This is a genomic window from Bradyrhizobium yuanmingense (genome assembly GCF_025200905.1).
Taxonomy (GTDB): Bacteria; Pseudomonadota; Alphaproteobacteria; order Rhizobiales; family Xanthobacteraceae; genus Bradyrhizobium; species Bradyrhizobium yuanmingense.
In genome coordinates this window covers 2,451,368-2,476,855 of sequence record NZ_CP104173.1, presented here as the reverse complement: position 1 = coordinate 2,476,855, position 25,488 = coordinate 2,451,368, and the positions used below count along the sequence as shown (strand labels likewise).

At 63.8% G+C, this 25,488-nt stretch carries 22 protein-coding genes; 18 read left to right on the top strand and 4 right to left on the bottom strand.

Annotated features, from left to right (window positions below; genetic code table 11):
* Window positions 1-92 precede the first annotated feature (92 nt).
* Window positions 93-3,395, bottom strand: coding sequence for an outer membrane protein (locus N2605_RS11515; protein WP_225152804.1), 3,303 nt, complete (start codon window positions 3,393-3,395; stop codon window positions 93-95).
* A gap of 384 nt (window positions 3,396-3,779) precedes the next feature.
* Between N2605_RS11515 and N2605_RS11510 the strand changes: the two genes are divergently transcribed.
* Together N2605_RS11510 and N2605_RS11505 are read left to right on the top strand one after the other, a co-directional pair.
* Entirely contained in the window at window positions 3,780-4,757 is a 978-nt protein-coding gene (locus N2605_RS11510) for an AraC family transcriptional regulator (protein ID WP_109144350.1), read from the top strand.
* A gap of 283 nt (window positions 4,758-5,040) precedes the next feature.
* Window positions 5,041-5,727: a hypothetical protein gene (locus N2605_RS11505; protein ID WP_225145974.1), complete on the top strand. Its 687-nt coding sequence runs from the start codon at window positions 5,041-5,043 to the stop codon at window positions 5,725-5,727.
* Between the two features lie 109 nt (window positions 5,728-5,836).
* Here the strand turns inward: N2605_RS11505 and N2605_RS11500 are convergent, their stop codons facing one another.
* On the bottom strand, window positions 5,837-6,082 hold the full coding sequence (locus N2605_RS11500; protein ID WP_036005707.1) for a hypothetical protein: 246 nt from the start codon (window positions 6,080-6,082) through the stop codon (window positions 5,837-5,839).
* A 260-nt stretch (window positions 6,083-6,342) separates the two neighbouring features.
* Between N2605_RS11500 and N2605_RS11495 the strand changes: the two genes are divergently transcribed.
* Both N2605_RS11495 and N2605_RS11490 read left to right on the top strand, forming a co-directional pair.
* On the top strand, window positions 6,343-6,786 hold the full coding sequence (locus N2605_RS11495; protein WP_225111767.1) for an SRPBCC family protein: 444 nt from the start codon (window positions 6,343-6,345) through the stop codon (window positions 6,784-6,786).
* Between the two features lie 156 nt (window positions 6,787-6,942).
* Window positions 6,943-7,521 carry a c-type cytochrome gene (locus tag N2605_RS11490; RefSeq protein WP_225111766.1) on the top strand — a complete coding sequence of 193 codons (579 nt, stop codon included), beginning with the start codon at window positions 6,943-6,945 and terminating at the stop codon, window positions 7,519-7,521.
* 41 nt (window positions 7,522-7,562) lie between these two features.
* Here N2605_RS11490 and N2605_RS11485 read toward each other — a convergent pair whose 3' ends face one another.
* Together N2605_RS11485 and zigA are read right to left on the bottom strand one after the other, a co-directional pair.
* Entirely contained in the window at window positions 7,563-8,888 is a 1,326-nt protein-coding gene (locus N2605_RS11485) for an Hsp70 family protein (RefSeq protein ID WP_225111765.1), read from the bottom strand.
* A 123-nt stretch (window positions 8,889-9,011) separates the two neighbouring features.
* Entirely contained in the window at window positions 9,012-10,217 is a 1,206-nt protein-coding gene (gene zigA / locus N2605_RS11480) for a zinc metallochaperone GTPase ZigA (protein WP_225133499.1), read from the bottom strand.
* Window positions 10,218-10,480: 263 nt separating this feature from the next.
* On the opposite strand from zigA, the gene N2605_RS11475 reads away from it, so the two are divergent.
* The 14 genes from N2605_RS11475 to N2605_RS11410 all read left to right on the top strand — a co-directional run bounded on the left by N2605_RS11475 (window position 10,481) and on the right by N2605_RS11410 (window position 25,440).
* Window positions 10,481-10,618, top strand: coding sequence for a hypothetical protein (locus N2605_RS11475; RefSeq protein WP_167361641.1), 138 nt, complete (start codon window positions 10,481-10,483; stop codon window positions 10,616-10,618).
* A 469-nt stretch (window positions 10,619-11,087) separates the two neighbouring features.
* A complete protein-coding gene (locus N2605_RS11470) occupies window positions 11,088-12,092 on the top strand; it encodes a Bug family tripartite tricarboxylate transporter substrate binding protein (RefSeq protein ID WP_036023325.1) in 1,005 nt (334 codons plus the stop codon).
* 85 nt (window positions 12,093-12,177) lie between these two features.
* Entirely contained in the window at window positions 12,178-12,675 is a 498-nt protein-coding gene (locus N2605_RS11465) for a tripartite tricarboxylate transporter TctB family protein (protein ID WP_036005718.1), read from the top strand.
* Between the two features lie 42 nt (window positions 12,676-12,717).
* On the top strand, window positions 12,718-14,217 hold the full coding sequence (locus N2605_RS11460) for a tripartite tricarboxylate transporter permease (RefSeq protein WP_036005721.1): 1,500 nt from the start codon (window positions 12,718-12,720) through the stop codon (window positions 14,215-14,217).
* Between the two features lie 409 nt (window positions 14,218-14,626).
* The gene (gene oxlT, locus N2605_RS11455) at window positions 14,627-15,919 is read left to right on the top strand and encodes an oxalate/formate MFS antiporter (protein WP_036005723.1); all 1,293 of its coding nucleotides are present in this window, start codon (window positions 14,627-14,629) and stop codon (window positions 15,917-15,919) included.
* A 244-nt stretch (window positions 15,920-16,163) separates the two neighbouring features.
* Window positions 16,164-17,486, top strand: coding sequence for an oxalate/formate MFS antiporter (gene oxlT, locus N2605_RS11450; protein WP_225111763.1), 1,323 nt, complete (start codon window positions 16,164-16,166; stop codon window positions 17,484-17,486).
* Window positions 17,487-17,661: 175 nt separating this feature from the next.
* Window positions 17,662-18,090, top strand: a complete 429-nt coding sequence (locus N2605_RS11445; protein ID WP_036005729.1) for a CBS domain-containing protein — start codon at window positions 17,662-17,664, stop codon at window positions 18,088-18,090.
* A 180-nt stretch (window positions 18,091-18,270) separates the two neighbouring features.
* Window positions 18,271-19,290 carry a 2-dehydropantoate 2-reductase gene (locus N2605_RS11440; RefSeq protein ID WP_225111762.1) on the top strand — a complete coding sequence of 340 codons (1,020 nt, stop codon included), beginning with the start codon at window positions 18,271-18,273 and terminating at the stop codon, window positions 19,288-19,290.
* Window positions 19,290-20,072 carry a fumarylacetoacetate hydrolase family protein gene (locus N2605_RS11435; protein ID WP_225139463.1) on the top strand — a complete coding sequence of 261 codons (783 nt, stop codon included), beginning with the start codon at window positions 19,290-19,292 and terminating at the stop codon, window positions 20,070-20,072. Before N2605_RS11440 ends, N2605_RS11435 begins: the two co-directional genes overlap by 1 nt.
* A gap of 568 nt (window positions 20,073-20,640) precedes the next feature.
* On the top strand, window positions 20,641-20,838 hold the full coding sequence (locus N2605_RS11430) for a hypothetical protein (protein WP_198399686.1): 198 nt from the start codon (window positions 20,641-20,643) through the stop codon (window positions 20,836-20,838).
* 54 nt (window positions 20,839-20,892) lie between these two features.
* The gene (locus tag N2605_RS11425; protein WP_225139464.1) at window positions 20,893-21,555 is read left to right on the top strand and encodes a hypothetical protein; all 663 of its coding nucleotides are present in this window, start codon (window positions 20,893-20,895) and stop codon (window positions 21,553-21,555) included.
* Between the two features lie 310 nt (window positions 21,556-21,865).
* A complete protein-coding gene (locus N2605_RS11420; protein WP_225111760.1) occupies window positions 21,866-22,861 on the top strand; it encodes an NAD(P)H-dependent flavin oxidoreductase in 996 nt (331 codons plus the stop codon).
* Window positions 22,862-22,886: 25 nt separating this feature from the next.
* Window positions 22,887-23,858, top strand: coding sequence for a zinc-binding dehydrogenase (locus N2605_RS11415; RefSeq protein WP_260346584.1), 972 nt, complete (start codon window positions 22,887-22,889; stop codon window positions 23,856-23,858).
* A 208-nt stretch (window positions 23,859-24,066) separates the two neighbouring features.
* Window positions 24,067-25,440: a cation-efflux pump gene (locus tag N2605_RS11410; RefSeq protein ID WP_128262575.1), complete on the top strand. Its 1,374-nt coding sequence runs from the start codon at window positions 24,067-24,069 to the stop codon at window positions 25,438-25,440.
* Window positions 25,441-25,488: the final 48 nt, after the last annotated feature.

The window sequence follows — 25,488 nt, the reverse complement described above, 5'->3', positions numbered from 1 at the left end:
ACCCATGGAACGATTCAGTAGCGGCTTTTCGCCTGCCTATTTCACAGAGGTGATCGCAACCACCATCTGCATGCGCGTTTGCCACCGTGCACCTAGTCGCAATAGCAGAAGCCATAGACGGCACCGATCTTCGCAATGTGAATATCCGCACTGGTCTTTCGCGACGTGGTGTCTGCGTTCGACCTGAAAATGGTCGTGGTGCCCAGGGTCTGCGTGCTCGAGCTGGTCCGTGTCTCGTTGCGGTCGATGTCGAAGTGCATGTAGCGATATTCGCCGCGCAATGACCATCGCTGCGTCAGCTTGAACTCGCCGCCCGCGCCGGCCGTATAACCCGCCACCCACTTGCCGTTGGGCCCTTCGAAATTGCCGGGATCGGGAAAAGTGAAATGGCCCAGCGCCAGGCCGCCGAGACCGTAAAGCATCAAGTTCGGGGTCACGAGATAGCCGGCCCGGCCGATCACGCCGACGTTCGAGCGCAATTGCTCGCTGGCCTGCATCGCCACCTGATTGACACCTGTCGTCACGACACCGTTGGAAACTTGCCGGGTATTCCTCGTTTGCTCGCCGACCGTCTTGAACGCGACATCGGAGAACAGCGTGCCTTCGATCTGACCGCCGGCCACGACATTGCCGGCTCGCCAATTGTAGCCTGCGAACAGGTCGACCATCGAGCCCATCGTGTCGCCGACGGCATTGCCGCGGGTCGTCGTGCTGACGACGCCATTCGTCGTTAGCACGGCGCCATTGAAATTCTGCTGCGCGGAGTCGGCCGTCGAGGCGAGGTTCTGTCGGGCGCGGCCTGCGCCGGCAGCGAAATAGGCGCCGAGATAGGGGCCCGCCCAGTGGTCGCTGGGCGCGCCAGGCATCGCGGCCATGGCCGAACGCGGTCCGCCTTCACCGAACCGGTAGACCATGCCGATCTTCCCGGTGTGGAAATCGGCATTGATCTGACGATGGGTGCTGTCGGTGGACACAGAGGTCCTGGAGGATCCGGTCGATTGCGAGTTCGATGCGAATTTGCTGGATTCGTCGCGGTCGAAGCCGTAATGCGCATAGCGATACTCGCCACGCAGCGACCAATTGCCTGTCAGCTTCACTTCGCCGCCGGCGCCCAATGTGTAGCCGGCCACCCACTTGCCGCTGGAATCGCCGCGGCTGAAGTCCCCGTCTGCGTTAGTGAAATGCCCCAGCGCCAGACCCCCGAGGCCGTAGAGCAGCACGTTCGGTGTCACCAGATAACCGGCCCGGCCGATCACGCCGACATTCGAACGCAGCTGCTGCGGAGCCTGGCTCGCGGCGGTTTGCGAGCCCGAGAACCGCGAGGTGACAGCTCCGTTCGAGGTGTCGACTGAGGTGAATGTCTGAGGACCGATGGTGTTGAACGTAACGTCGGAGAACACCGAGCCTTCGATCTGCCCGCCGGCCACGACATTGCCGGCGCGCCAATTGTAGCCCGCGAAAAGATCGACCATCGAGCCCGTCACGTCCCCGACGGGACGGCCGCGCGCCGATTCAGTGCTGGTGGAGGTCGTGGTCCCGACGCTGGTGGTCGTGCTGGTCCTGCTGTTGTTCGTTGCGATGGTTTCCGCCGCACGTCCGGCACCGGCACCAAAATAGGCACCGATATAGGGTCCCGCCCAGCCGTCGCTCCAGGCCGGGCCCGGCGGTGCCGCCATCGCCGACCGCGCGCCTGACGCGCCGAATTGGTAAACCAGTCCAACCTTGCCGACGTGGAAATCGGCATCGATATGCCGCCGGTGGACGGTGCTGTTGGTGGACGTGTTGGTGCCGCCGCCCGATACGGACGTCGACGAGTTGCCTGACGGCTCGTTACGGTCATATCCGAAATGCATGTAGCGGTATTCGCCGCGCAGCGACCAGCTGTCCGTCAGCTTGACCTCGCCGCCCGCGCCCGCGACATAACCGGCCACCCATTTGCCGTTCTTGTCGCTGACCTGCGCTTCCGGGTCGGGATAATTGTCGGGATAGGTCAGGTGCCCCAGCGCCAGGCCTCCGAGGCCGTACAGCAGCACATTCGGTGTCACCAGATAACCGGCCCGGCCGATCACGCCGACGTTCGAGCGCAATTGCTGCCGGTCCTCGATGCTGTTCGTCCCCGATTCTGTCGAGGTGACGACGCCGTTGTCGCTCGACACCGAGCTGTATGCCTCGTTGCCGACCATCCTTGTGGTGACGTCGCTGAACAGGGTGCCTTCGATCTGCCCGCCGACCACGACATTGCCGGTTCGCCAATTGTAGCCCGCGAACAGATCGACCATCGAACCGGTCATGTCGCCGGCGAGATTGCCGAATCCTGATCGCGTGAACGCCGACGACCCGCCGAGACTGCTGGCATTGCCTTCGTCGTCGATTCTCGTGGAGGTCTGCCTTGCCCGTCCGGCGCCGGCGCTGACGTAAGCACCGATATAGGGGCCGGCCCAGCTGTCACCCCAGGCGCCTGCGAATGAAGACCCGCGTGCTGCCGAAGGTATCGCCGCCATTGCGGACAGCGGCCCGGAATCACCGAATTGGTAGACCAGACCGATCTTGGCCAGGTGGAAATCAGCATTTATGCGTGACGAAAAGGATTGACTGCTAGTCGAGACGGACGTGGTTGCGCCCGTCGCCGAGTTGGCCGTTGAGCTGGCGGCTGCGCTCCGGTTGAAGCCAAAGTTCAGATACCGATACTCGCCGCGCAGCGACCAATTGCCGGTCAGCTTCAGCTCGCCGCCGGCGCCGACCGTGTAGCCGGCCACCCATTTGTTGTTGTCACCGCCGAAAGGATCGGCGCCGTCGGCAAAGGTAAAGTGACCGAGCTCGAGGCCGCCGAGGCCATACAGCAGCAGATCCGGACGCGCGAGAAAACCGACCCGGCCGATCAGCCCGACCCGCGAGCGCAGCTGCTGGTTGCTCTGCACGATCGCCGTGCGGGCACCCGTCGAGGTCACCGCCCCGAGCAGCACGTTGGTGCTGACGCTGTTGAGCGTCTCGTTGCCGAACGGCTTCAACGCGACATCGGAAAAGACCGTGCCTTCGACCTGTCCGCCCGCCACGATACTCCCGGCCTGCCAATTATACCCCGCGAACAGGTCGACCATCGAACCGGTCACATCGCCCGCAAGATTGCTCGCAGTCGTTCCGGCCAGGGTCGAGCTCGACGTCACAACACCGGCGTTTGTCGAGACAGAACTGTTACCGAAACGGCCCGTCGAGGATTCCGTCACACGTCCGGCACCCGCGCCGAAATAGGCGCCGATATAAGGCCCGGCCCAGCTATCCACCCAAGCGGGTCGGGGTGGCGCCTTCACAGAGAGGTCGGCGGCCAGAGCTCCTGCAGAAACCATGATCGAGGCGCCAGCCAATGAAGCGCCCGTCAGTGATGTCAGCTTTTTCACTCCACCCCCCAATTCCAATTCCAAAGCAGGCGCTCCAAAACCACAGGAACGCGCCCCGTCAAAAGGCGTAGCGCACCACGCCCTTGCCGCCGTCGTTTGATGGCTAAGTTACTGACACGTCATGGCCATCGGCTTCTTGTCCTGGCCTGCACCCGAGTTGAACGATTCCGCATCGTCTGCCCTTTTCGGAATCCATGTTGCTCGGTGGATACATTCGCCCGTTCAAAGCATGACGAAGTTTGACAGCGACGCGCTCGACTTAGACTGGCGCGCGCAGCCAATTGGTTCTCGCAGAGAATGCGGCGCTTTACCGCACACGTAGCGCTTGCGCCGCGATAAACTCTGCGGCGGTATCAAGTTACACCTGAACTTTGCCGTGCAACGATGTCCAAGGTCGTATTCGCTTCGGATCAGCTTCCCGCGCATCTTGACGAAGGTGCGCGCCAGCGGCTGTGGCTCGACCTGTTCACCGACCATTTGTGCGCGGCGGACATTTCGTTCTTTCCCGATGCGCCGTTTTACTCGCGGTCCGAATTCCTGAAACTCGGCGATATCGCGGTCACCCAGCTTGAGGCTAATATTCAGACGGCAGTTCGTACCCAGCGTCACGTCGAAGCCGATACCCGCGGCGACTACATCATCGGCACCACGTTCAACGGTGTGAGTACGCTGATCAGGCAGGAAGGCCGCGAAGCCATTCGCGGCGCGGGGGAGGCGATGCTCTATACCAACGCCGCGCCGATCGCGTCGCAACTTGATGGGCCGATCGCCTTTCGCGGCATCACGGTGCCGCGCGCGCTGCTGGCCGAGCGGCTGCCGAATTTCGAGGACCTTGCCTTGACGCCGTTGGCTGCATCGCCGGCCTTGCGTCACCTGGAGCGCTATCTCGCCATCGTCATCGACTCCGACATCGATGCCGACCTCGTGCTGAAGGAGAACATCGGCACGCATCTCATCGATCTGGTCGCGCTGGCCCTCGGCGCCCGCGGCGATTCAGCCGAGCTTGCGACGCGGCGCGGGTTGCGTGCCGCGCGGCTGCAGGACGTGATCGCAGATATCAGGGGGCGTTTCGCTGATCCGTCGTTTTCGCCGAGCGAACTTGCACGCAAGTTAGGGCTTTCGCCGCGTTACGTCCAGGAACTGCTGCAGGAGACCGGATCGAGCTTTACCGAACGTGTCACCGAGCTGCGGTTGCAGAAGGCACGGAAGATGCTGCTCGATTCCCGCTACAACCGATCGAAGATCAGCGATATCGCCTATGCCTGCGGATTCAACGAGGTGTCCTACTTCAACCGCTGTTTCCGCCGCCGCTTCGGAACTTCGCCGAGGCATTATCGCCGCGATGTCGGCGAGCCGATGTGATCGGACGCGCAGTCCGGCGCTCGGCTGGCTCGCGTCCACCACGCACCATGATCGCCTCCGATCGTGTCGTGGCTGCGGCTTGCCAGGCGGAGACACCTTGCCGCCGCTGTTGGTGTTGAGGCAAAGTGTCCGCAAGAAAGTCAGGGCTATCGCATATGACTAGTGGCGGCCTGCGCGCACTCAGCCCTCATCCTGAGAGCCCGCCTAAAGCGGGCATCTCGAAGGATGGCCGCAAGGAGAAGCTTTCAAATGCGATAGCCCCGCGCAAGGCAGGGAGGTCAGCATGTCACTGCTCGGCAAGGCCGCCGTCGCGATGTGGTGGAGCGTCCGCCCGGAGCAGCGCAGCGAGTTCGGCGACTGGCATTCGCACGAGCACTTTCCCGAGCGGCTGAGCATTCCCGGCTTCCGGCGCGGGTCACGGTGGACCAGCACGACGGACGCCGAGGGCTTCTTCGTGCTCTACGAGCTCGAGCACTACGACGTCCTTACGTCGAAGGGATATCTCGACCGGCTCAATGCGCCGACACCGTGGTCGACAAAGATGATGCCACATCATCTCGGCATGGTGCGCAGCCAGTGCCGGATCGCCGCGAGCTTTGGCGGCGGCATCGCAGGCGCGCTCGCCACCATCAGGCTGTCGCCGCTCTCTGGACGTTCCGCCGAGCTGCAGGCGCGCCTTCTCGATACGCTCGGTGCCCTTGCCTCGAAGCCGGGACTGACGGGCGCCCACCTCCTCCTGACCGATACGCCCAAGACGAGTTCGCCCACCACTGAACAGCAAATCCGCGGCAATGACGGTGCCGCCGATTGGATCATTCTGGTGTCAGGTTACGATATCGATGCGGTTGACGCTGTCATCGCCGGACAGCTCTCGCCGCCATCGCTTCAAAGAGCGGGCGCGCAGGATGGTCCGACGCCAGGTCGTTACAGATTGGCGTTCACAATGACACCGAATGACGTTGGGGCCTAGGCCGAGCCGATCAAAGAGCGCGCCGCTGCTCCGCAAAGAACTTCCTTGCCGCGGCTTGAAGTTTGCGCCCATCGTTTGGTCGTAGACCGACAATGAGCGCCTCCTGAACTCATTTGGGCGTCGAGCTCTTCTTGGAGGATTGTCCGCCAGGGGTGCTGCTGCCCGAGCCGTCCGTGGTGCCGGTCGACGAGGTCCCGGTCGTCATGCCGCCTTTGGTTTTGTCATTGTTCTTCGTGGTGTCGCTTGTTCCGCCCACCCCGGATTGCGCGCCTCCCTGTTGCTGACTGGGTTGCGCCATTGCGGTGGATCCCATCATCGAGGCGATCACTGCGCCCAGCATGAGCTTCTTGATCATCTGACCTGTCTCCTGTTCTGACTGCCAACAACAAGCCGATACGCTCCGTGTTCCTCACGTGCGCGGTTAAACCAGGAGAGAGCTTCTGCGCTCTGCGGTCCCTGCGCAGGCAGGGTTCTCGCATATGAGGGTTCGCGGTCCCGGCACCCGCGACAAAAAATCCGCAAAGTCCTGTCGGATCAGCGACGTCCCGGTCGTCCTCGTGACATGAATGGGCCATAGAGGCCAGCTCGGGCCCATCAACACTGAGGATAACAACCATGCCCAATACCGTCCGCCTGCACCGCGTTCTCGCCACCAGCCCGGAGAAAGTCTATCGCGCCTTCCTGGAAGCCGACGCGATGGCGAAATGGCTTCCGCCGAACGGCTTTACCTGCACCGTGCAACATTTCGAGCCCAAGGTCGGCGGCACGTTCAAGATGTCGTTCCGGAACTTCACGACGGGCAACAGCCATTCGTTCGGCGGCGAATATCTCGAGCTCGTGCCGGGCGAACGTCTCCGCTACACCGACAGATTCGACGACCCCAACCTGCCCGGCGAAATCCAGGTGACCGTGATCCTGAAGAAAGTCTCGGTCGGCACCGAGATCGACATCACGCAGGCCGGTATCCCCGACGTCATTCCACCGGAGGCGTGCTATCTCGGCTGGCAGGAATCGCTGCGTAATCTGGCCAGGCTCGTCGAGCCGGAGATCAATGAATAGCGGTCAGTATGGTAGGGTGGGCCAAGCGACTTGTCCGCCGTAGCTCGACGAGCGAAGGCGGAAGCGTGCCCACCACCAACGGTCTCTCAACCTCGCAAAGATGGTGGGCACGGCGCGCGAAGAGCGCGCCTTTGCCCACCCAACGGCACTTGCCAGATGGCGCGCACGGCGGAGCGCGCCTTTGCCCACGCGGCGGCACTGGTGTGCAGTCTTGATATGCATCAAGCCGTCAAGACGGCGAAGCGGCTAGGAGCAGACGTCTTCCCTGCGCGCGTCGGAGGCGAAATGATGCGATCTGCTGTCGAATGGTTGATCATTGCCGGTCTTGCCGCCGGTTTCGCCACCGCCGCCAAGGGCGAAGACGTCGATATCGGCAAGGCGGAATTTCAGTCTTCGTGCGCGAGCTGTCATGGCACTGACGCGAGGGGCAACGGACCCGTCGGCAGCCAGCTCAAGACCCGGCCTTCCGACTTGACCGTGCTGACCAAGAACAACAACGGGGTGTTTCCCACCAACGCCGTCTACGAAACCCTGTATGGGTCGAAATCGGTCCCGGCGCACGGCACCCGTGAAATGCCGATCTGGGGCGAGCGGTTCAACCCCATCGTCAACCTGCCTCACGCCGTGGATTCCTATTACTGGCAAAAGGCAGGGCCGCAGCAGAACCCGGAGGTCGTCGTGCGGACTCGGATTCTCGCCGTGATCGACTACCTGAACCGAATTCAGCAGAAATAGCGATCGAACAGCGTCGCCGCACAGACGCCGAACGCCGCCTGCTATGCCTTCGCGGCAGGTGCACCGCCTGCCGTCCAGCGCTCGGGATCCGGACTGTGCCCGATCAGCGCCAGGCCATAGGCGATCGACTCGAACTGGTCGCCGGACATCAGGCGCTCGTTGCCGAAGCGGTCGGCGAACAATTTTCGGACCGCAGGCACAAACGAGGTGCCGCCGGTCAGAAACACCTTCTCCACCTCGCGCGAGGCGATGCGGGCCTCGGCCAGCACCTTGTCGACGGTGGCACCTAACCGGGCGATGTCGTCGGCAATCCAGGCTTCGAATTTCTTCCGCGTGATGGCCGCGCCGATGTCGACGCCGCCGCCCCTAAAGCGGAAGTCCACCTCGTCCTGCGCCGAGAGCGCCACCTTGGCGTCGGACACCGCGCGGTAAAGCGCAAAGCCGAGGTCGAGATCGACGATAGTGATGAAGTCCTCGAGCAGCTCGGGCTTCAGCGCGGTGCGCGCGAGCTCGCGGAGCTCGCGCAGATCGCCGTTGCTCTTCATCATCGCGAGCTGATGCCAGCGCGCCAGGTTCGTGTAGTGCCCGGTCGGGACCGGCAGCACCTTGTCGAACGAGCGGAAGCTGGAGCCCTTGCCGAGCCGCGGCGAGACGATGTGGTCGACGATGCGATAGTCGAAGGTGTCGCCGGCAACGCCGATGCCGGCATGGCCGAGCGGCTCGGCGCGAAGAACGCCGCCCGTACGCGAGAAACGCATCACGGAGAAATCGCTGGTGCCGCCGCCGAAATCGGCCACCAGCACGGTGGCATCGCGCTCCAGCCTGCGCGCGAAGGAGAACGCCGCGCCGACGGGCTCATAGACATAGCGCGCGTGGCCGGCGCCCAAGCGCTCGAACGCGGCGCGGTAGCGCTGCATCGCCAGCGCCTCGTCGGGATTGCCGCCGGCAAAGCGCACCGGGCGGCCGACGGTGATGTTCGCCGCCTCGAAGCCGAACTTGTCCCCGCCGTGGCGCGCCAGCGTGCGCAGGAATGCCGCCAGGATGTCCTCGAATTTGTAGCGCTGCCGGAAGACTTGCGTGGTGTTGAAGCTCGAGCTCGCTGCGAAGGTCTTGAACGATTGCAGGAAGCGGTAGACGTGGCGTCCTTCGAGGAACTGCTCGATCGCCCATGGCCCGCCCTCGGCCTGGGCACCGGCGCCCGGCCGGTCCTCCCAGAAGCACAGCGCCGACACGTAGACGCTGTGACGCTGCCCGCCATGGTCGAAGCGAATGGCTTCGACCCGGCGGTCGTCCGCCGCCAGCGCAACGACCGTGTTGCTCGTGCCAAAATCGATGCCGATCGAGACGGCGGGCGAGGCGCTCGACATGAACCACTCTGAATGATGCTTGGAAAGGGGGCAGAGCACTAACGGCTTTGCCGTCCCCTTGCAAGACCTGGTCCGAGATGGTCGAGCTCGAACCTCACGCCGCGTGCCTGGCAGGCACGTCGATCAGTTGGACTGATCGCCTCGACGCCAGGCCGGAAACGGATCGGCGAGAGCGGACCATGCGGCGATGTCCATGGTGGACGTATCAGGGACAAGGCATGCGTCCAGCCTGCCACGGATCTCGGCCTCGTCCATGCCGGTGCCGATGAACACGATCTCCTGGCGACGATCGCCGTACAGCTTATCCCAATACTGGCCGAGCCGCTTGCGCCAGGCCTCATCGTTCGGCCACCGCTCCTTTGGAACGCTCGCCCACCAGAACCCCAGCGCTTCGGTCCTCACGATCGCTCCCGCCTGGCTGATCTCGCCGAGCCATTGCGGCCTCGTCGCCAGCCAGAAATGACCCTTCGCCCGGATCACGCCTGGCCAGGATGCCTTGACGAACTTGTCGAACTTCGCCGGATCGAACGGCCGGCGGGCGCGGTAGACGAAGTTCTTCACGCCATATTCCTGCGTTTCAGGCACGTGGTGGGCGAAACCATAGAGCTCCTTGTACCAGAGCGGATGCTGCTGGGCCTTCTCGAAGTCGAACCGGCCGGTGTTGAGCACGCGGTCGAACGGCACGCGGCTGTGATTGGCTTCGATGATGTCGGCTTCGGGATTCAACGAGCGGATGATCTGCCGTGCCGCCTCGCGCTGTTGCGGCGAGGCATCGTCCACCTTGTTGAGGACGATCACGTCGGCGAACTCGATCTGCTCCACGAGGAGATCGACCAGCGTCCGCTTGTCGCCGTCCAGCGCCTCGCCGCGCTCGCCGAGGAACTCGGTCGAGGAATAGTCCTTCAGCAGGTTGGCGGCGTCGACCACCGTCACCATCGTGTCCAGGTGGGCGATATCGGAGAGGCTTTCGCCCTCTTCCGAGCGGAAATCGAACGTCGCTGCGACCGGGAGCGGCTCCGAAATGCCCGTCGATTCGATCAGCAGATAATCGAAGCGCCCGCTTTCGGCGAGCGCACGTACTTCCCTCAGGAGATCGTCGCGCAGGGTGCAGCAGATGCAACCGTTGGTCATCTCCACCAGTTTCTCATCAGTCCGCGAGAGGTTGGCACCACCATCGCGGACCAGGTCCGCATCGATGTTCACCTCGCTCATGTCGTTCACGATTACCGCCACTTTCAAGCCGTGCCGATTGTTCAGGACGTGATTCAGCAAAGTGGTCTTTCCAGCCCCGAGGAAGCCGGACAAGACGGTGACGGGGAGTTTGGGCATGGAGATCGAACAGCCTCTTGAGGGGGATGGGCCGAGGACAACGAGACACGGCATCTCACTATGTAATGTTATAACATTACATTCTCTTTTCGACCTGACCCTGTCAAGGCGCTCGGCCCGCCCAGGGTTCGCCGCCTATGCCGCAATGCGGAAGAAAGAATGCTGCTATGCAAACAAGAACATGGACGCTGGCATCTGGCATACATAGATTGTTCCGAGAAATGAGACAGCAAGACTGACTGTTCTCAAGAAAGGGATTTCCGATGTCCAAGACCGCTTCCGTCGCTCTTGCGCCCTCCTCCTCGCTGTTCGCCCGCCTGATGGCCGCGATCGACGGCTTGCTGCTGGCGAGCGCCGAAATCTCCAATCGCAACGGGGACTTGCCGCGTTTCGGCCTGTAAGAAGGCCTTCGCTCCCGCACCGAACGGGCGACGGCACAGAAGCCAAAAACACGTTGTTTGACCAAATGGCCCCGCTTGTCGGGGCCATTTCTGTTTGGCAGCGCCCTCCCTCGCAGGCGAGCGGAACTGCGACGATTAGTCCGCCGAGGCCAACCGACGATTCCGGTTGTTTGTCTACTGGCATTTCGCATACCATCCATTCAAACAAGAATGGTTGCACGATTCAAAAGTGTAAGGACGGGGAAGCGTAACGCAGGACGGAAGGCCGAGTGGCAAGTTTTGCCGCGCCCTTGGCGAAGCCTTAGCCGAAAGATGCGGATGCCGCGCGTTATCCCTGCTCATACAGTTTCTATCGGGACTGCCATGGGTGCTAGACCGCAAGGGTAATCCCGGGGCATGTGACTCGGGATGGGCTAACGCAAGCCGACAAAGAGCGGCTGCGTTGAGGGTTCGACAGGGAGTGAACAAGATGAAGCCATTCGTTCTGAATGTCGCGTTGGCGGCAATGGTGATGTCGTGCGCGAGCAGCACCGCTAGCCGTGCCGCCTGGGAGCCGGTCCGTCCGGTCGAGTTCATCGTGCCCGCGGGCACAGGCGGCGGCGCCGACCAGATGGCGCGCACCATCCAGGGCATCGTCACCAAGCACAATCTGATGAAGCAGCCGCTGGTCGTCATCAACAAGGCCGGCGGCGCAGGCGGTGAAGGCTTCCTCGATGTGAAGACGTCGGCGAACAATCCGCACAAGATCATCATCACGCTGTCGAACCTGTTCACGACGCCGCTGGCGACGGGCATCCCCTTCAACTGGAAGGATTTGACTCCGGTCGCGATGCTGGCGCTCGACGAGTTCGTGCTCTGGGTGAATGCCGAGAAGCCGTACAGCTCCGTGAAAGACTATGTCGAGGCCGCGAAGAAGGCACCAAGCGGCACGTTCAAGATGGGCGGCACCGGGTCCAAGCAGGAAGACCAGATCATCACGGTCGGGATCGAGAAGGCCATCGACGCCAAGTTCACCTACATTCCCTACAAGGGCGGCGGCGAAGTCGCGGTGCAGCTGGTCGGCAACCACGTCGATTCGACCGTCAACAACCCGATCGAGGCGGTCGCGCAATGGCGCGGCGGCAAGCTCCGTCCGCTCTGCGTGTTCGACGCCCAGCCGATGGCCTATGACGAGCCGATCGCCGACGGCAAGGCCTGGAAGGACATTCCGACCTGCAAGTCGCAGGGCCTTGCGATGGAATATCTCATGCTGCGCGGTATCTTCATGTCGCCCAAGGCCACGAAGGACCAGGTCGAATATTACGTCGAGCTGTTCAAGAAGGTGCGCGCCACGCCGGAATGGCAGGAGTTCATGAAGAGCGGCGCCTTCAACACGACCTTCCTGACCGGCGCCGATTACGCCAAGTGGATCGAGGCGGAGGAGAAGCGGCACGAAAGCCTGATGAAGGAAGCCGGCTTCCTCGCATCGAATTGAGCCTGGCATCGATGACGGCCGAGGATGCTGCGCGTCCTCGCGCCGGCAGCGACTGCGAAAGACTGCATTTCCGCCTGGAGGCCTCATGACTGAACGATCCCGAGCCGAATCCGGCCCCGCCCACAAGACGCTGGAAATCGGCATGGGGCTGCTGATCGGCGTGTTCGGCCTCATCGTGATCTTCGGCAGCCTCAAGGCCGGCATCAATTGGGGCCCGGAGGGGCCGCGCGCCGGATTTTTCCCGTTCTATATCGGCGCGGCCATCGTCGCGGCGAGTGCGATCAACGTCTGGAACGCGCAGCGCGACGACGACGGACGGTTGTTCGCCGAATGGGGGCAGCTGCGCCAGGTCATGAGCGTCGTGGTGCCGACCGCCATCTACGTCGGCACAATGCCGTTCATCGGCCTTTACGTCGGCTCGATGCTCTTCATCGCCTGGTTCATGCGCTGGCTCGGCGGCTATCGCTGGCTGACCGTCGCAGCGGTGGCGGTCGGCATGCCGGTCGTGACTTACCTCGTTTTCGAGCGCTGGTTCCTCGTCCCTCTGCCCAAGGGGCCGCTCGAGGAATGGCTCGGCCTGTGAGACCCATCCACCCATTCAATTGCTGCTGCAGGACGTTTTGACATGGAAGAGTTGGCCAATCTGTTTCACGGCTTCGCGGTCGCCCTGCAGCCCTACAACATCATGCTGATGGTGATCGGCATCACGCTCGGCGTCCTCATCGGCGTGCTGCCGGGGCTCGGGGGCGCCAACGGCGTCGCGATCCTGCTGCCGCTGACCTTCAGCATGCCGCCGACATCGGCCATCATCATGCTGTCCTGCATCTATTGGGGCGCATTGTTCGGGGGAGCCATCACCTCGATCCTGTTCAACATCCCTGGCGAGCCATGGTCGGTGGCGACCACCTTCGACGGCTATCCGATGGCCCAGCAGGGCAAGCCCGGCGAGGCCCTGACGGCGGCCTTTACCTCCTCCTTCGTCGGCGCGCTGTTTGCCGTCGTCATGATCACGCTGGTTGCGCCGCTCGTCGCGGGCTTTGCGCTTCGATTTGGGCCGGCGGAGAAGTTCGCGGTGTATTTCCTCGCCTTCTGCTCCTTCGTCGGCCTCAGCAAGGAGCCGCCGTTCAAGACCATCGCCGCAATGATGATCGGCTTTGCGCTCGCGGCCGTCGGACTGGACTCGATCACCGGACAATTGCGGCTGACCTTCGGCATCACCGAACTGCTCAACGGCTTCGACTTCCTGATCGCCGTGATCGGCCTGTTCGGCATCGGCGAGATCCTGCTGACCATGGAGGAAGGGCTCGCCTTCCGCGGCGGCAAAGCCAGCATCAACCTTCGTGTCGTGCTCCAGACCTGGCGCGAGTTGCCCGCCTATTGGATGACATCGCTGCGGTCCTGCCTGATCGGCTGCTGGATGGGCGTCACCCCGGCCGGCGCGACGCCTGCTTCCTTCATGAGCTACGGCATCGCCAAGCGGCTGGCGCGACGCGGCAACAATTTCGGCAAGGGCGAGATCGAGGGCGTGATCGCGCCGGAGACGGCCGCACACGCCGCCGGCACCGCGGCGCTGCTGCCGATGCTGTCGCTCGGCGTGCCGGGCTCGCCGACCGCCGCCGTGCTGCTCGGCGGCCTCTTGATCTGGGGCCTGCAGCCTGGCCCGATGCTGTTCGTCGAGCAGAAGGAATTCGTCTGGGGCCTGATCGCCTCGATGTATCTCGGCAATCTCGTCGGGCTCATCGTCGTACTCACCTGCGTGCCGATCTTCGCCGCGATCCTGCGCGTACCCTTCGGCATCATCGCGCCGTTGATCCTGGTGCTCTGCGCGATCGGCGCCTATTCGGTGCACAACAGCACCTTCGACGTGATGCTGATGTTGGTGTTCGGCGTGATCGGCTATCTCCTGAAGAAGTGCAATTACCCGCTCGCGCCGCTGGTGCTCGCCATCGTGCTCGGCGACAAGGCCGAGGAAGCCTTCCGACAATCGCTGCTGGGCTCGCAAGGATCGCTCGGAGTGTTCTTCTCCAACGGCCTCGTCAGCACCATCATGGCGCTCGGCTTGGTCGCCCTGTTCTGGTCCGCGATCCAGGAAGGCTACAGCCGGCTGCGCACGTCGATGGCGTGAGGCGGGATCTGCGCAATCCGCATCGGTACCGACGCCAAATTGCCGCACTCCAGTCTTCTGGAATATAGAATTCCAGAGATTGCGCCGTCCCCCGCCGACGGCGCCTCGGCGCACGCGACCAATGCAGGCCTGCAAGAACGCCAAGTGCATAGGCTTTCAACAACGCCCCGCGACGTCGCCGATCCGAGATAAAGCGCTGTAAAAACAGCCTCTTAGCTTTAATCAACTGCAATCGCCGCCATCACGCCGACGCGATCGGGCTTTACATTTCCGCGCTCATAGCGCATGTGAACAAGCCCGCGCTATTTCGCCGCACCCTCCCGTCCTCGCTTGAATCTTGGCATATTGCATACCAGAGTGCGCGCCAGCGCATGCATAAAAATGATGGGCGCGTTTGGGAGGGTTTTTGATGACGGACATGGTGCAGTCGGCAGCAGCGGCCCCGAGTGCCGCGCGCGTAAGCGATGCCTATCGCTGGGCGCAATTGGCGATCGGTGTGGCGGCGATGGTGATGATCGCCAACTACCAATATGGCTGGACGTTCTTCGTCCCCGACATCCAGAAGACGTTCGGCTGGGATCGTGCCTCGATCCAATGGGCCTTCACGCTCTTCGTGTTGTTCGAGACCTGGCTGGTGCCGGTTGAAGGATGGTTCGTCGACAAATACGGCCCGCGCATCGTGGTGCTGGTCGGCGGCGTGCTCTGCGCTATCGGCTGGGCGATCAACGCGCAGGCGACCTCGCTGAACGGCTACTATCTCGGCATGATCATCGCAGGCATCGGCGCCGGCGGCGTGTACGGCACCTGCGTCGGCAACGCGCTGAAATGGTTTCCGGACAAGCGCGGTCTTGCGGCCGGCATCACGGCGGCCGGCTTCGGGGCAGGCTCCGCGCTGACCGTGGCGCCGATCCAGGCCATGATCAAGGACAGCGGATTCCAGACCACCTTCCTCTATTTCGGCCTCGGGCAAGGCATCATCATCTGCCTCCTCGCCTTCTTCCTGCTCGCGCCGAAAGCGGGCCAGGTGCCGCACGTGGTGGCGAATGCTAATATCATCCAGACCCGGCGCAACTATCAGCCGACCGAAGTGCTGCGCCAGCCGATCTTCTGGCTGATGTACTTCATGTTCGTGATCGTCGGCGCGGGTGGACTGATGGTCACCGCGAACCTGAAGCCGATCGCGGTTGACTGGAAGGTCGACAGCGTCCCTGTGACGCTGATGGCGGTGACGATGACGGCGGTGACCTTCGCGGCCACGATCGACCGCGTGCTCAACGGCCTGACGCGTCCGTTCTTCGGCTGGATCTCCGACATGATCGGCCGCGAGAACACGATGTTCATCGCCTTCGGCATGGAAGGGTTCGGCATCTGGATGCTCTACCTCTGGGGCCACGATCCGGTCTGGTTCGTGCTGCTCTCGGGCTTCGTGTTCTTCGCCTGGGGTGAGATCTACTCGCTATTCCCCTCGACCTGCACCGACACGTTCGGCACCAAGTTCGCGACCACCAATGCCGGCCTGCTCTACACCGCGAAGGGCACCGCCGCGCTGCTGGTGCCGATCGCCAACTACATGCAGCAGACATCGGGGACCTGGGACAGCGTGTTCATCATCGCGGCCGGCGCCAACATCCTGGCTTCGGTGCTGGCGATCGCGGTGCTCAAGCCCTGGCGCAAGGTCGTGGTCGCGAAATCGACGATCTGACCGGCGATACAATTCAGCAAGCACGACGCCCGGCCTCACGGCCGGGCGTTTTTCTTTGGCGATCGTCGCATCGCCTCGCCGGGGCGCGAGCGGAGCCACCAAGAAGTGACAAGTTAGGGCTTGCAATGTGGAATATCGTATACCAATCTCCGCGTCGCGCCTGCGACGATAAGCCACAATACTCGCGACACCAGGTCGTCTTGCGATCCTGTGTCACGGACAATCAGGCGCTGGGAGGTTCTCGATGATTTCCAGCCCGGACGGCGCCGTCACCGCCGCGCCGCTTCGCACCGGTTTCCGCTGGCTCCAGCTCGGCATGGGCATCGTCTGCATGGCGATGATCGCCAATCTGCAATATGGCTGGACGCTGTTCGTCGATCCGATCGATGCCGCCCACCACTGGGGGCGCACCGCGATCCAGCTCGCCTTCACCATCTTCGTCGTCACCGAGACCTGGCTGGTGCCGGTCGAGGCCTGGTTCGTCGACAAATACGGCCCGCGCATCGTCATCATGTTCGGCGGCGTGATGATCGCACTGTCCTGGATCCTCAACGCCTCCGCTGACAGCCTCACCCTGCTCTATGCGGCGGCGATCGTCGGCGGCATGGGCGCGGGTGCCGTGTACGGCACCTGCGTCGGCAACGCGCTGAAATGGTTTCCCGACCGCCGCGGCCTCGCGGCGGGCGCGACCGCTGCCGGCTTCGGCGCAGGGGCCGCGATCACCATCGTGCCGATCGCGAGCATGATCGCCTCGAGCGGCTATCAGCACGCCTTCCTCACCTTCGGCATCGCCCAGGGCCTCGTCGTGTTCGTGCTCGCCTTCTTCATCCAGCCGCCGCGCCTCTCCATTCCGCCGAAGAAGAAGCAGATCAACCTGCCGCAGACCAGGATCGATTTCACCCCGCCGCAAGTGCTGCGCAGCCCTGTTTTCTGGGCGATGTATCTCGTCTTCGTCATGGTCGCTTCCGGCGGGCTGATCACTGCGGCGCAGATCGCCCCGATCGCACGCGACTTCGGGATTGCCAACACGCCGGTGACGCTCGCCGGCTTCCAGATGGCGGCGCTGACCTTCGCGATCTCGCTCGACCGCATCTTCGACGGATTCGGGCGACCCTTCTTCGGCTGGGTCTCCGACACGATCGGCCGCGAGCCCACCATGTTCATCGCCTTCGGCACCGCCGCCTTGATGCTGCTGACGCTCTCGGCCTATGGCCGGGTGCCTGTCGTCTTCGTGCTGGCGACCGCGGTGTATTTCGGCGTGTTCGGCGAGATCTATTCGCTGTTCCCCGCAACCTGCGGCGATACCTTCGGTGCGAAGTTCGCAACCACCAACAACGGCATGCTCTACACTGCGAAGGGCACGGCTTCCCTGCTCGTCCCGCTCGCGAGCGTGATCTCGACCGCCTATGGCTGGAAGGCCGTGTTCGTGCTGGCGGTGGCACTGAATGCCATGGCGGCGCTGATGGCGCTGCTCGTGATCAAGCCGCTGCGCCGCGCCTTCATCCACGGCCAGGAAGCCGAGCGCACGGACAAAGCGACCGGCACTGCCAAGACCGAGACGGCGTGAGCTGCTGAACCTTGCCGGCTTGCGAAGGGGCGCAGCGATGCGCCCCTTTCTTTTTGGGGCACGGCGATAATGTCAGTACGCCTGTCGCAAGATTTTTCGGATCCGCCAAATCCAGCGCTTGACGATTGGCATTATGTATACCACACTTCCTCACCACTCACCCAGGGAGGTTGCAATGCTGGTCGGAGACATTCTGCGCAAGAAGACGCCGCGCGTTGTCACGGTGCGTATGAACGAAACGGTGGGGATCGCGGCCAAGCTGATGCGCGCCAACAATATCAGCGCGCTGGTGGTCAAGGATGTGGTCCGCTCCGAGGGCAACACCGCGGTCGGCATGTTCACCGAGCGCGACGTGGTGCGCGCCGTCGCCGAGCACGGCGCGGGCGCCGTCAACGTCAAAGTCTCCCAGCTGGTCTCGGTGCAGCAGCTGGTGTCCTGCACCTCCACCGACACGATCGAGCACGTCCGGCATCTGATGAACCGTCATCATATCCGCCATCTGCCCGTGATCGACGATTACAGCCTCGTCTCCGTCATCAGCATGCGCGACATCGCCGCGGCGATGGACGAGGCGCTCAACGGCACGCCGCAAGCGGCGGCTTAAAGCATGATCCGGAAAAGCGCGCAGCGGTTTTCCGACAAGATCATGCTCAAACAATAGACTAAAGCGCATCGCGCTTTAGAGCGGCAAAACTTCCCCCTGCGACTGCCGGCCCCGGCTCGGATCCTTCCGAGCCGGACCGGATCTTTCGTCCCAAAATCCGTCTCTGCTCGCGAGGATTTCATGAAGATCTGCATCTACGGCGCCGGCGCGATCGGCGGATATCTCGGGGTTCAGCTCGCGCGCGCGGGCGCCGACGTCAGCCTGATCGCACGCGGCGCGCACCTTGCCGCCATGCGCGAGCGCGGCCTGACGCTGCTCGCGGGCGAGGAAAAGCACACCGTTCATCCGCGCTGCACCGATGACCCCACCGAGCTCGGCGTGCAGGACTTCATCATCATCACGCTGAAGGCCCATTCGATCACCGGCGTAATCGAAAAGATGCAGCCGCTGCTCGGGCCTCACACCCGCATCGTCACCGCCGTCAACGGCATTCCCTATTGGTACTTCTACAAGCACGGCGGCCAATACGAGAACTCGACGCTGGAGAGCATCGATCCCGGCGGCCGGCAGTGGGGTGAGCTGGGGGCCGAGCGCGCCATCGGCTGCATCGTCTATCCCGCCACCGAGATCGAGGCGCCCGGCGTGATCCGCCACGTCTACGGCAACAACTTTCCGCTCGGCGAGCCCTCGGGCGAGATCACCTCCGACGTGCAGCGCCTCGCCGATCTCTTCGCCGCCGCCGGCCTGAAGGCTCCCGTGCTCGACCGCATCCGCGACGAGATCTGGTTGAAGCTTTGGGGCAATGTCTGCTTCAACCCGATCAGCGCGCTGACCCACGCCACGCTCGACGTGATCTGCACCGATCCCGCCACGCGCGCGCTGTCGCGCGCGATCATGGTGGAGACGCAAGCCATCGCCGAGACCTTCGGCGTCAAGTTCCGCGTCGACGTCGAGCGCCGCATCGAGGGGGCGCGCAAGGTTGGCGCGCACAAGACCTCGATGCTGCAGGATCTCGAGCGCGGCCGCCCGATGGAGATCGATCCGCTCGTCACCGTGGTGCAGGAGATGGGCCGGCTCACCGGCATCGCCACGCCCGCGCTCGATTCGGTGCTGGCCATGGTGACGCAGCGCGCCCGCATCGCCGGCCTCTATGACGGCGTCTCGACACCGGCTGATCCGCGCGCACTGGCGGTGGCGTGATGACGAGCGTGACCAAATGGCTGCGCTTCCGCCATGCCGGGACGACGGGCTTCGGCACGCTGACGTCCTCCGGCATCACCGTGCACGAGGGCGACATGTTCGGTCGCAACGCCGCAACGGGCAAGATTTTGGCGCTCTCGGAGGTCGAGCTGCTTGCGCCCTGCGTGCCCAGCAAGATCGTCGCGCTCTGGAATAATTTCCACGCGCTCGCGGCCAAGCTGAACCAGCCTGAACCGCCGGAGCCGCTGTACCTGCTCAAGGCCACCACCAGCATCGCCGCACCCGGCGCCGTGATCCGCCGCCCCTCTTATTACGACGGCAAGACCACCTATGAGGGCGAGCTCGGCATTGTCATCAGCAGGACCTGCGCCCGTGTCTCGCCAGATGAGGCCGACGGCTACATCTTCGGCTACACCTGCGTCAACGACATTACCGCCAACGACATCCTGACGCGCGACCCCACCTTCGCCCAATGGGCCCGCGCCAAGGGCATCGACGATTACGGTCCGTTCGGCCCTGTGATCGCGACCGGTCTCGATCCAGCAAAACTCACGGTTCGCACCATCCTCAACGGCGCGGAGCGGCAGAACTACCCGATCTCGGACATGATCTTCAGCGCGCAGGAGCTGGTGAGCAGGATCTCCCACGACATGACCCTCTCGCCCGGCGACCTCATCGCGGTCGGCACCTCGGTCGGCGTCGGCGTGATGAAGGAGCCCGTCAACACGGTGACCGTCGCGATCGACGGCATCGGCGAGCTCACCAACGAGTTTCGGCTGTAGACTTTTTCGCCGCCGCAGAGCAGCAAAATTGATCTGGCGCAAACCCGCCGTCGCGGCCAAGGCTACCCTCCCCGGCAAAAGATTGATTTCTGATGCAAGGGAGGACGCACATGTCGAATGCCGGCAACGCACTGCTGTGGACCGTGCTGTACTTCGCTCTCTCGTTCGCCGCGATCTTCGTGGTCTGGTTCGCCGATAGGATTCGGTCGAACTTGCTCGGGAAGCGATAGCCCCAGGGCACGTTGCTTCGTCCTAGCGCTGGCGGCTGGCCTGGGTGCAAGCGGGCCGGCACAGGGACGTGGGCGCCACCTCGCATCTTCCCGCAGCGCCTGGCGTCGACGGAATCCCGGTGCTGCGCGCTCCCGGCAAGCCCAGCGGGCCCCTGTCGGCACCAAGGGTCGGTCGCGCTCCGAAACATCCAGACACATCACATCTTCGCGCGCCCGAGCAATGCCGCCAACATGTCCCGTGCGCGCCGCAACTTGGACGCATTCGGCCGCCCTTTTGGGAGGCGTGTCTGGGGGCACGGCATGACCGTGTTTGGACCAAACCTTCTAGGGGTATCGCTGTGAAGAAGATTGTATTTGCTCTGGGTGCCACGCTTGCTTTTGCGACGGCTGCAAACGCTGCAGATCTGCCGCGCCGGCAGCCGGTGCCAGCCTATCCGGGCGAGCAGGCGCCAATCGGCAAGATGCCGATCGGCAAGAGCCCGATTGGAAAGGCCCCGATCGGCAAGGCGCCGGGCCCGGTCGCCGCGCGCTACTGACGCGCAGCGAAATACGCGTCAGACATTTGCGCTCGATGGTCGAGGGGGAATAGCGTGACGAACAAAGCTGGTCGATCGGGATCCTGCATCCTCGCGGGCTTCGCTCTTGCAGCTATGCTCTCATGCACGACGCCCTCGGCCTCGGCCCATGAGACCGACAAGCAGACCGACAGGCGCGTTGCCGATGCGAACGCGCTTGCTACGACCGACACTGCCTCGCGGCCACAGCCGCAATCGACGCGGCGCTCCGTCGCGCGTGCGGAGAAAGGCCCCTATTACGTCGACTTCCGCGCCCGCACGGCTGCGAGCTGGGGCCATGCGTTCGTCTGGTACGGCAAGACCAGTGAGAAGGCCGTCGAGGTTGCGGGCCTGACACCGGCCGGCGATACGCTCGCTTACGTGCTCGGTCACATCACCTTTGTGCCATCCGAGACCGGCGCCAGCTATGGCGATCTCGATCCGGAATATCTGACCGCGAGCTATCGGGTCTATCTCAACGAAGCCGACGCCAAGCGCGTGTTCGCCTACATCAAGGAGTTGCAGGCCAGCTCGCCGGTCTGGAATGCCGAGACCATAAACTGTACCGGCTTCATCGGCGACATCGCGGAGTTCATGGGATTGAAGGTCCCCCATCGCTGGCAGCGCCCGGAAAACTTCGTCAACAGCCTCAAGGAAATCAACGGCGGGCGGCAGATGGTGCGGTTGTCGGCGAAGTAGCTCTTCGCCCCATACTCGGTGTCATTGCCCGCGGAGGCGGGCAATCCAGTATTCCAGAGACTGCGCGGGTAGAGCCGAGAGGTCGCGGCGTACTGGATACCCCGCTTTCGCGGGGTATGACGGCGGAGTTTGAGGAAAGAGCTTGCCCTCATCAGGCAGCAGCGCACCCCAATTATCCGCCCCGCGGAATCTCCTCGCCTTCCGCATGGTCGCCCCGCCGGGCGGCGCAATAGACTTTTCCCACCCCCAGCGGCATCCTGCCGCCATCAACCGAGAACAAAGCGCCACGCGGGGCGCGGGGAAACAGATCATGTTGCAGACACGGTTCACCAAGCTCGTCGGCGTCCAGCACCCGATCGTTCAGGGCGGCATGCAATGGGTCGGACGCGCCGAGCTGGTCGCAGCCGTCGCCAATGCCGGCGCGCTCGGCTTCATCACCGCGCTGACCCAGCCGACGCCGGAGGACCTGACCAAGGAGATCGCGCGCTGCCGCGACCTCACGGACAAGCCGTTCGGCGTCAACCTCACCATCCTGCCGGCGATCAAGCCGCCGCCCTATGCCGAGTACCGCGCCGCGATCATCGAGAGCGGCATCAAGGTGGTCGAGACCGCCGGCAACAAGCCGCAGGAGCATGTCGACGAGTTCAAAAAGCACGGCGTCAAGGTCGTGCACAAATGCACCAGCGTCCGCCACGCGCTCTCGGCCGAGCGGATGGGCGTCGACGCCATCTCGATCGACGGCTTCGAATGCGCCGGCCATCCCGGCGAGGACGACACGCCCGGCCTGATCCTGATCCCGGCCGCCGCCGACAAGATCAAGATTCCGATGATCGCCTCGGGCGGCTTTGCCGATGGCCGCGGCCTGGTCGCGGCGCTGGCGCTGGGAGCCGAGGGCATCAACATGGGCACCCGTTTCATGGCCACCAAGGAGAGCCCGATCCATCAGCTCATCAAGGAGAAGATCGTCGCCAATGACGAGCGCGAGACCGAGCTGATCTTCCGCACCATGCGCAACACCTCGCGCGTGGCCAAGAACGCGGTCTCGACCAAGGTCGTCGCGATGGAGAAGGAAGGCGCCAAGTTCGAGGACATCCGCGAGCTCGTCGCCGGTGCCCGCGGCAAGATGGTCTATGCCACCGGCAATTCCGACGAAGGCATCTGGTCGGCCGGCCAGGTGCAGGGCCTGATCCAGGACATCCCGAGCTGTGCCGAGCTCGTCTCCCGCATCGTGCGCGAGGCGGAGGCGATCATTCGCAGCCGGCTCGAGGGGATGATCGTTCAGTCACAACGCGAAGCGGCGGAATAATCACTGCAAGACGTGAGAGTATTGCATGAAAGCCTACGTCTACGGCCCTGAAGGCGCGAGGATTTCCGACGTCGCTCAACCAAAGCCCAAAGGCACGCAGGTGCTCGTCCGCGTTCGCGCCTGCGGCCTCAACCGCGCCGACACCGGCATGCGCAAGGGCCACGCCCATGGCGCGGCCGGCGGCGTCGGCACCGTGCTGGGCATGGAATGGGCCGGTGAGGTCGCCGAGCTCGGGCCCGATGCGAAGGGCGTGAAGATCGGCGACCGCATCATGGGATCGGGCGGCGCGGCGTTCGCCGAATATACGCTGGCCGATCACGGCCGGCTGTTTCACGCGCCCTCGAACATGAATTTCGAGGAGGCCGCCACCCTCCCCGTCGCGCTCGCGACCATGCACAACGCCGTCGTCACGATCGGCGGGGTGCAGGCTGGCCAGAGCGTGCTGGTCCAGGGTGCGAGCTCCGGCGTCGGGCTGATGGCAATGCAGATCGCCCGGCTCAAGGGCGCGAAGCTGGTGATCGGCTCGTCCACCGACGCGTATCGCCGCGGCCGGCTGAAGGAGTATGGCGCCGACCTCGCCGTCGACAGCTCCGATCCGAAATGGGTCGACGAGGCGCTGAAGGCGACGAACGGCGAAGGCGTCGACCTCGTCGTCGACCAGGTCTCGGGCAAGGTCGCCAACCAGAACCTCGCCGCGACGAAGATCAAGGGCCGCATCGTCAATGTCGGCCGCCTCGGCGGCACCCATGCTGACTTCAATTTCGACCTGCACGCGGCCCGCCGCATCGACTATGTCGGCGTCACCTTCCGTACCCGTACCATCGAGGAGGTCCGCGAGATCTTTGCCGAGGTCCGCAGGGACATCTGGGGCGCGGTGGAATCGCGCAAGCTGCAACTGCCGATCGACAAGGTGTTCGCGTTCGACGACATCGACAAGGCGTTCGAGCACATGGAAGCGAACAAGCATCTGGGGAAGATCGTGGTGACGGTGCCGTAGGGCGCCGGCAGCGGCCCGGTAGGGTGGGCAAAGCGAAGCGTGCCCACGATCTGCATCCATCGCGGACGAATGGTGGGCACGGCGCTAACGCGCCTTTGCCCACCCTACGGGGCCGGAGCAAGGCGTAGACCGCTCCTGCAACTCACTAGCGACTACATCCTGTGGATCATCGCTTGATGTCCCACACGGGGCTGCTAAATCCCCGCCCATGACCTCCCAGCATGACAAAACCTCGGTCGCGGCCATCTCGATCTTCGCCAGCGGCGGCATGGCGGCGGCCAAGTTCGCGGTCGGGATCGCGATCGGCTCGCTGGCGCTGATCTCGGAAGCCCTGCATTCCCTGATCGACCTGGTTGCGACCATCATCACCTGGGCGGTGGTGCGGGTGTCCGACAAGCCCGCCGACGAGGAGCACCATTACGGCCACGGCAAGCTGGAAAGCATCTCCGCGCTCGGCGTCACCGCCCTGCTCTACGTGCTGGCCGGGGGCATCCTGGTTGAGGCCTATAGCCGGCTGCGCGAGGGAACCCCGCCGCCGACCATCTCTGCCGTGCCGTTCGTGGTGCTGGTGATCGATATCGCCGTCAATCTCTGGCGCGCCCGCGCCCTGCACCGTGCCGCGCGGGAGACCAGAAGCCAGGCCTTGGCGGCCGACGCGCTGCATTTCGCCTCGGACGTGATGGGCTCCTGCGCCGTGATCGTGGGCCTGATCCTGGCTGGGCTCGGCTTCTGGTGGGGCGACACCGCGGCGGCCGCAGCGGTTGCCGTGATGATCGCAGCGCTCGGCCTGCGCATGGCCGGCTCGACCGTGCAGACGCTGGTCGATCGCGCTCCCGAAGGCGCGCAGGAGAAGGCCAAAGCGGCGATCCGCAGCGTGCCCGGCGTGATCGACGTCGAACGCTTGCGCGTGCGCATGGTCGGAGCGACCACGTTCATCGACACTATCGCGAAGGTGCCGCGGACCTATCCGATCGACCGGGTCGAGGACATCAAGCGCAACGCGCAGGCCGCCGTCGCCAAGGCTTTCGGCGATGCCGACCTTACCTTCGCCGCAGTGCCCGTCGCGCGCGACAACGAGACCGTGCGCGACCGCATCATGGTGATCGCGCGCAATTCCGCCCTCGCCGTCCACCACGTCACGGTGCACGATCTCGGCGTCAAGCTGATCGTCAGCATCGACCTCGAGGTCGATGCCAACATGCAGCTCGAGGCCGCGCACGACATCGCCAACACGCTGGAGCGCAACATCCAGGAGGAGTTCGGCGAGGACGTCGAGGTCGACGTTCACATCGAGCCGCTGGAACCGGAACTTCCGTTCGGGGTCGATGCCACGCCGGACCGGGTGCGGACCATCGCCGCCGCGCTGACGGAATATGCCGCCGGCAGCGAGATCCACGACATCCACAATGTGCGGGTCCGCAACACCGACGCCGGCGAGATCGTCAACTTCCACTGCCGCGCAACACCGTCGATGAGCGTGATCAAGGTGCACGAGCATGTCGACGCGATCGAGCGTGCGTTGCGGCGCGCGTTCCCGAGCGTGAAGCGCGTCATCAGCCACGCCGAGCCGCCGCGGGCGTGATGAAGAATGCGCGACGAGTCACATGTTCTCGTTTCGGACTCGTTGCAC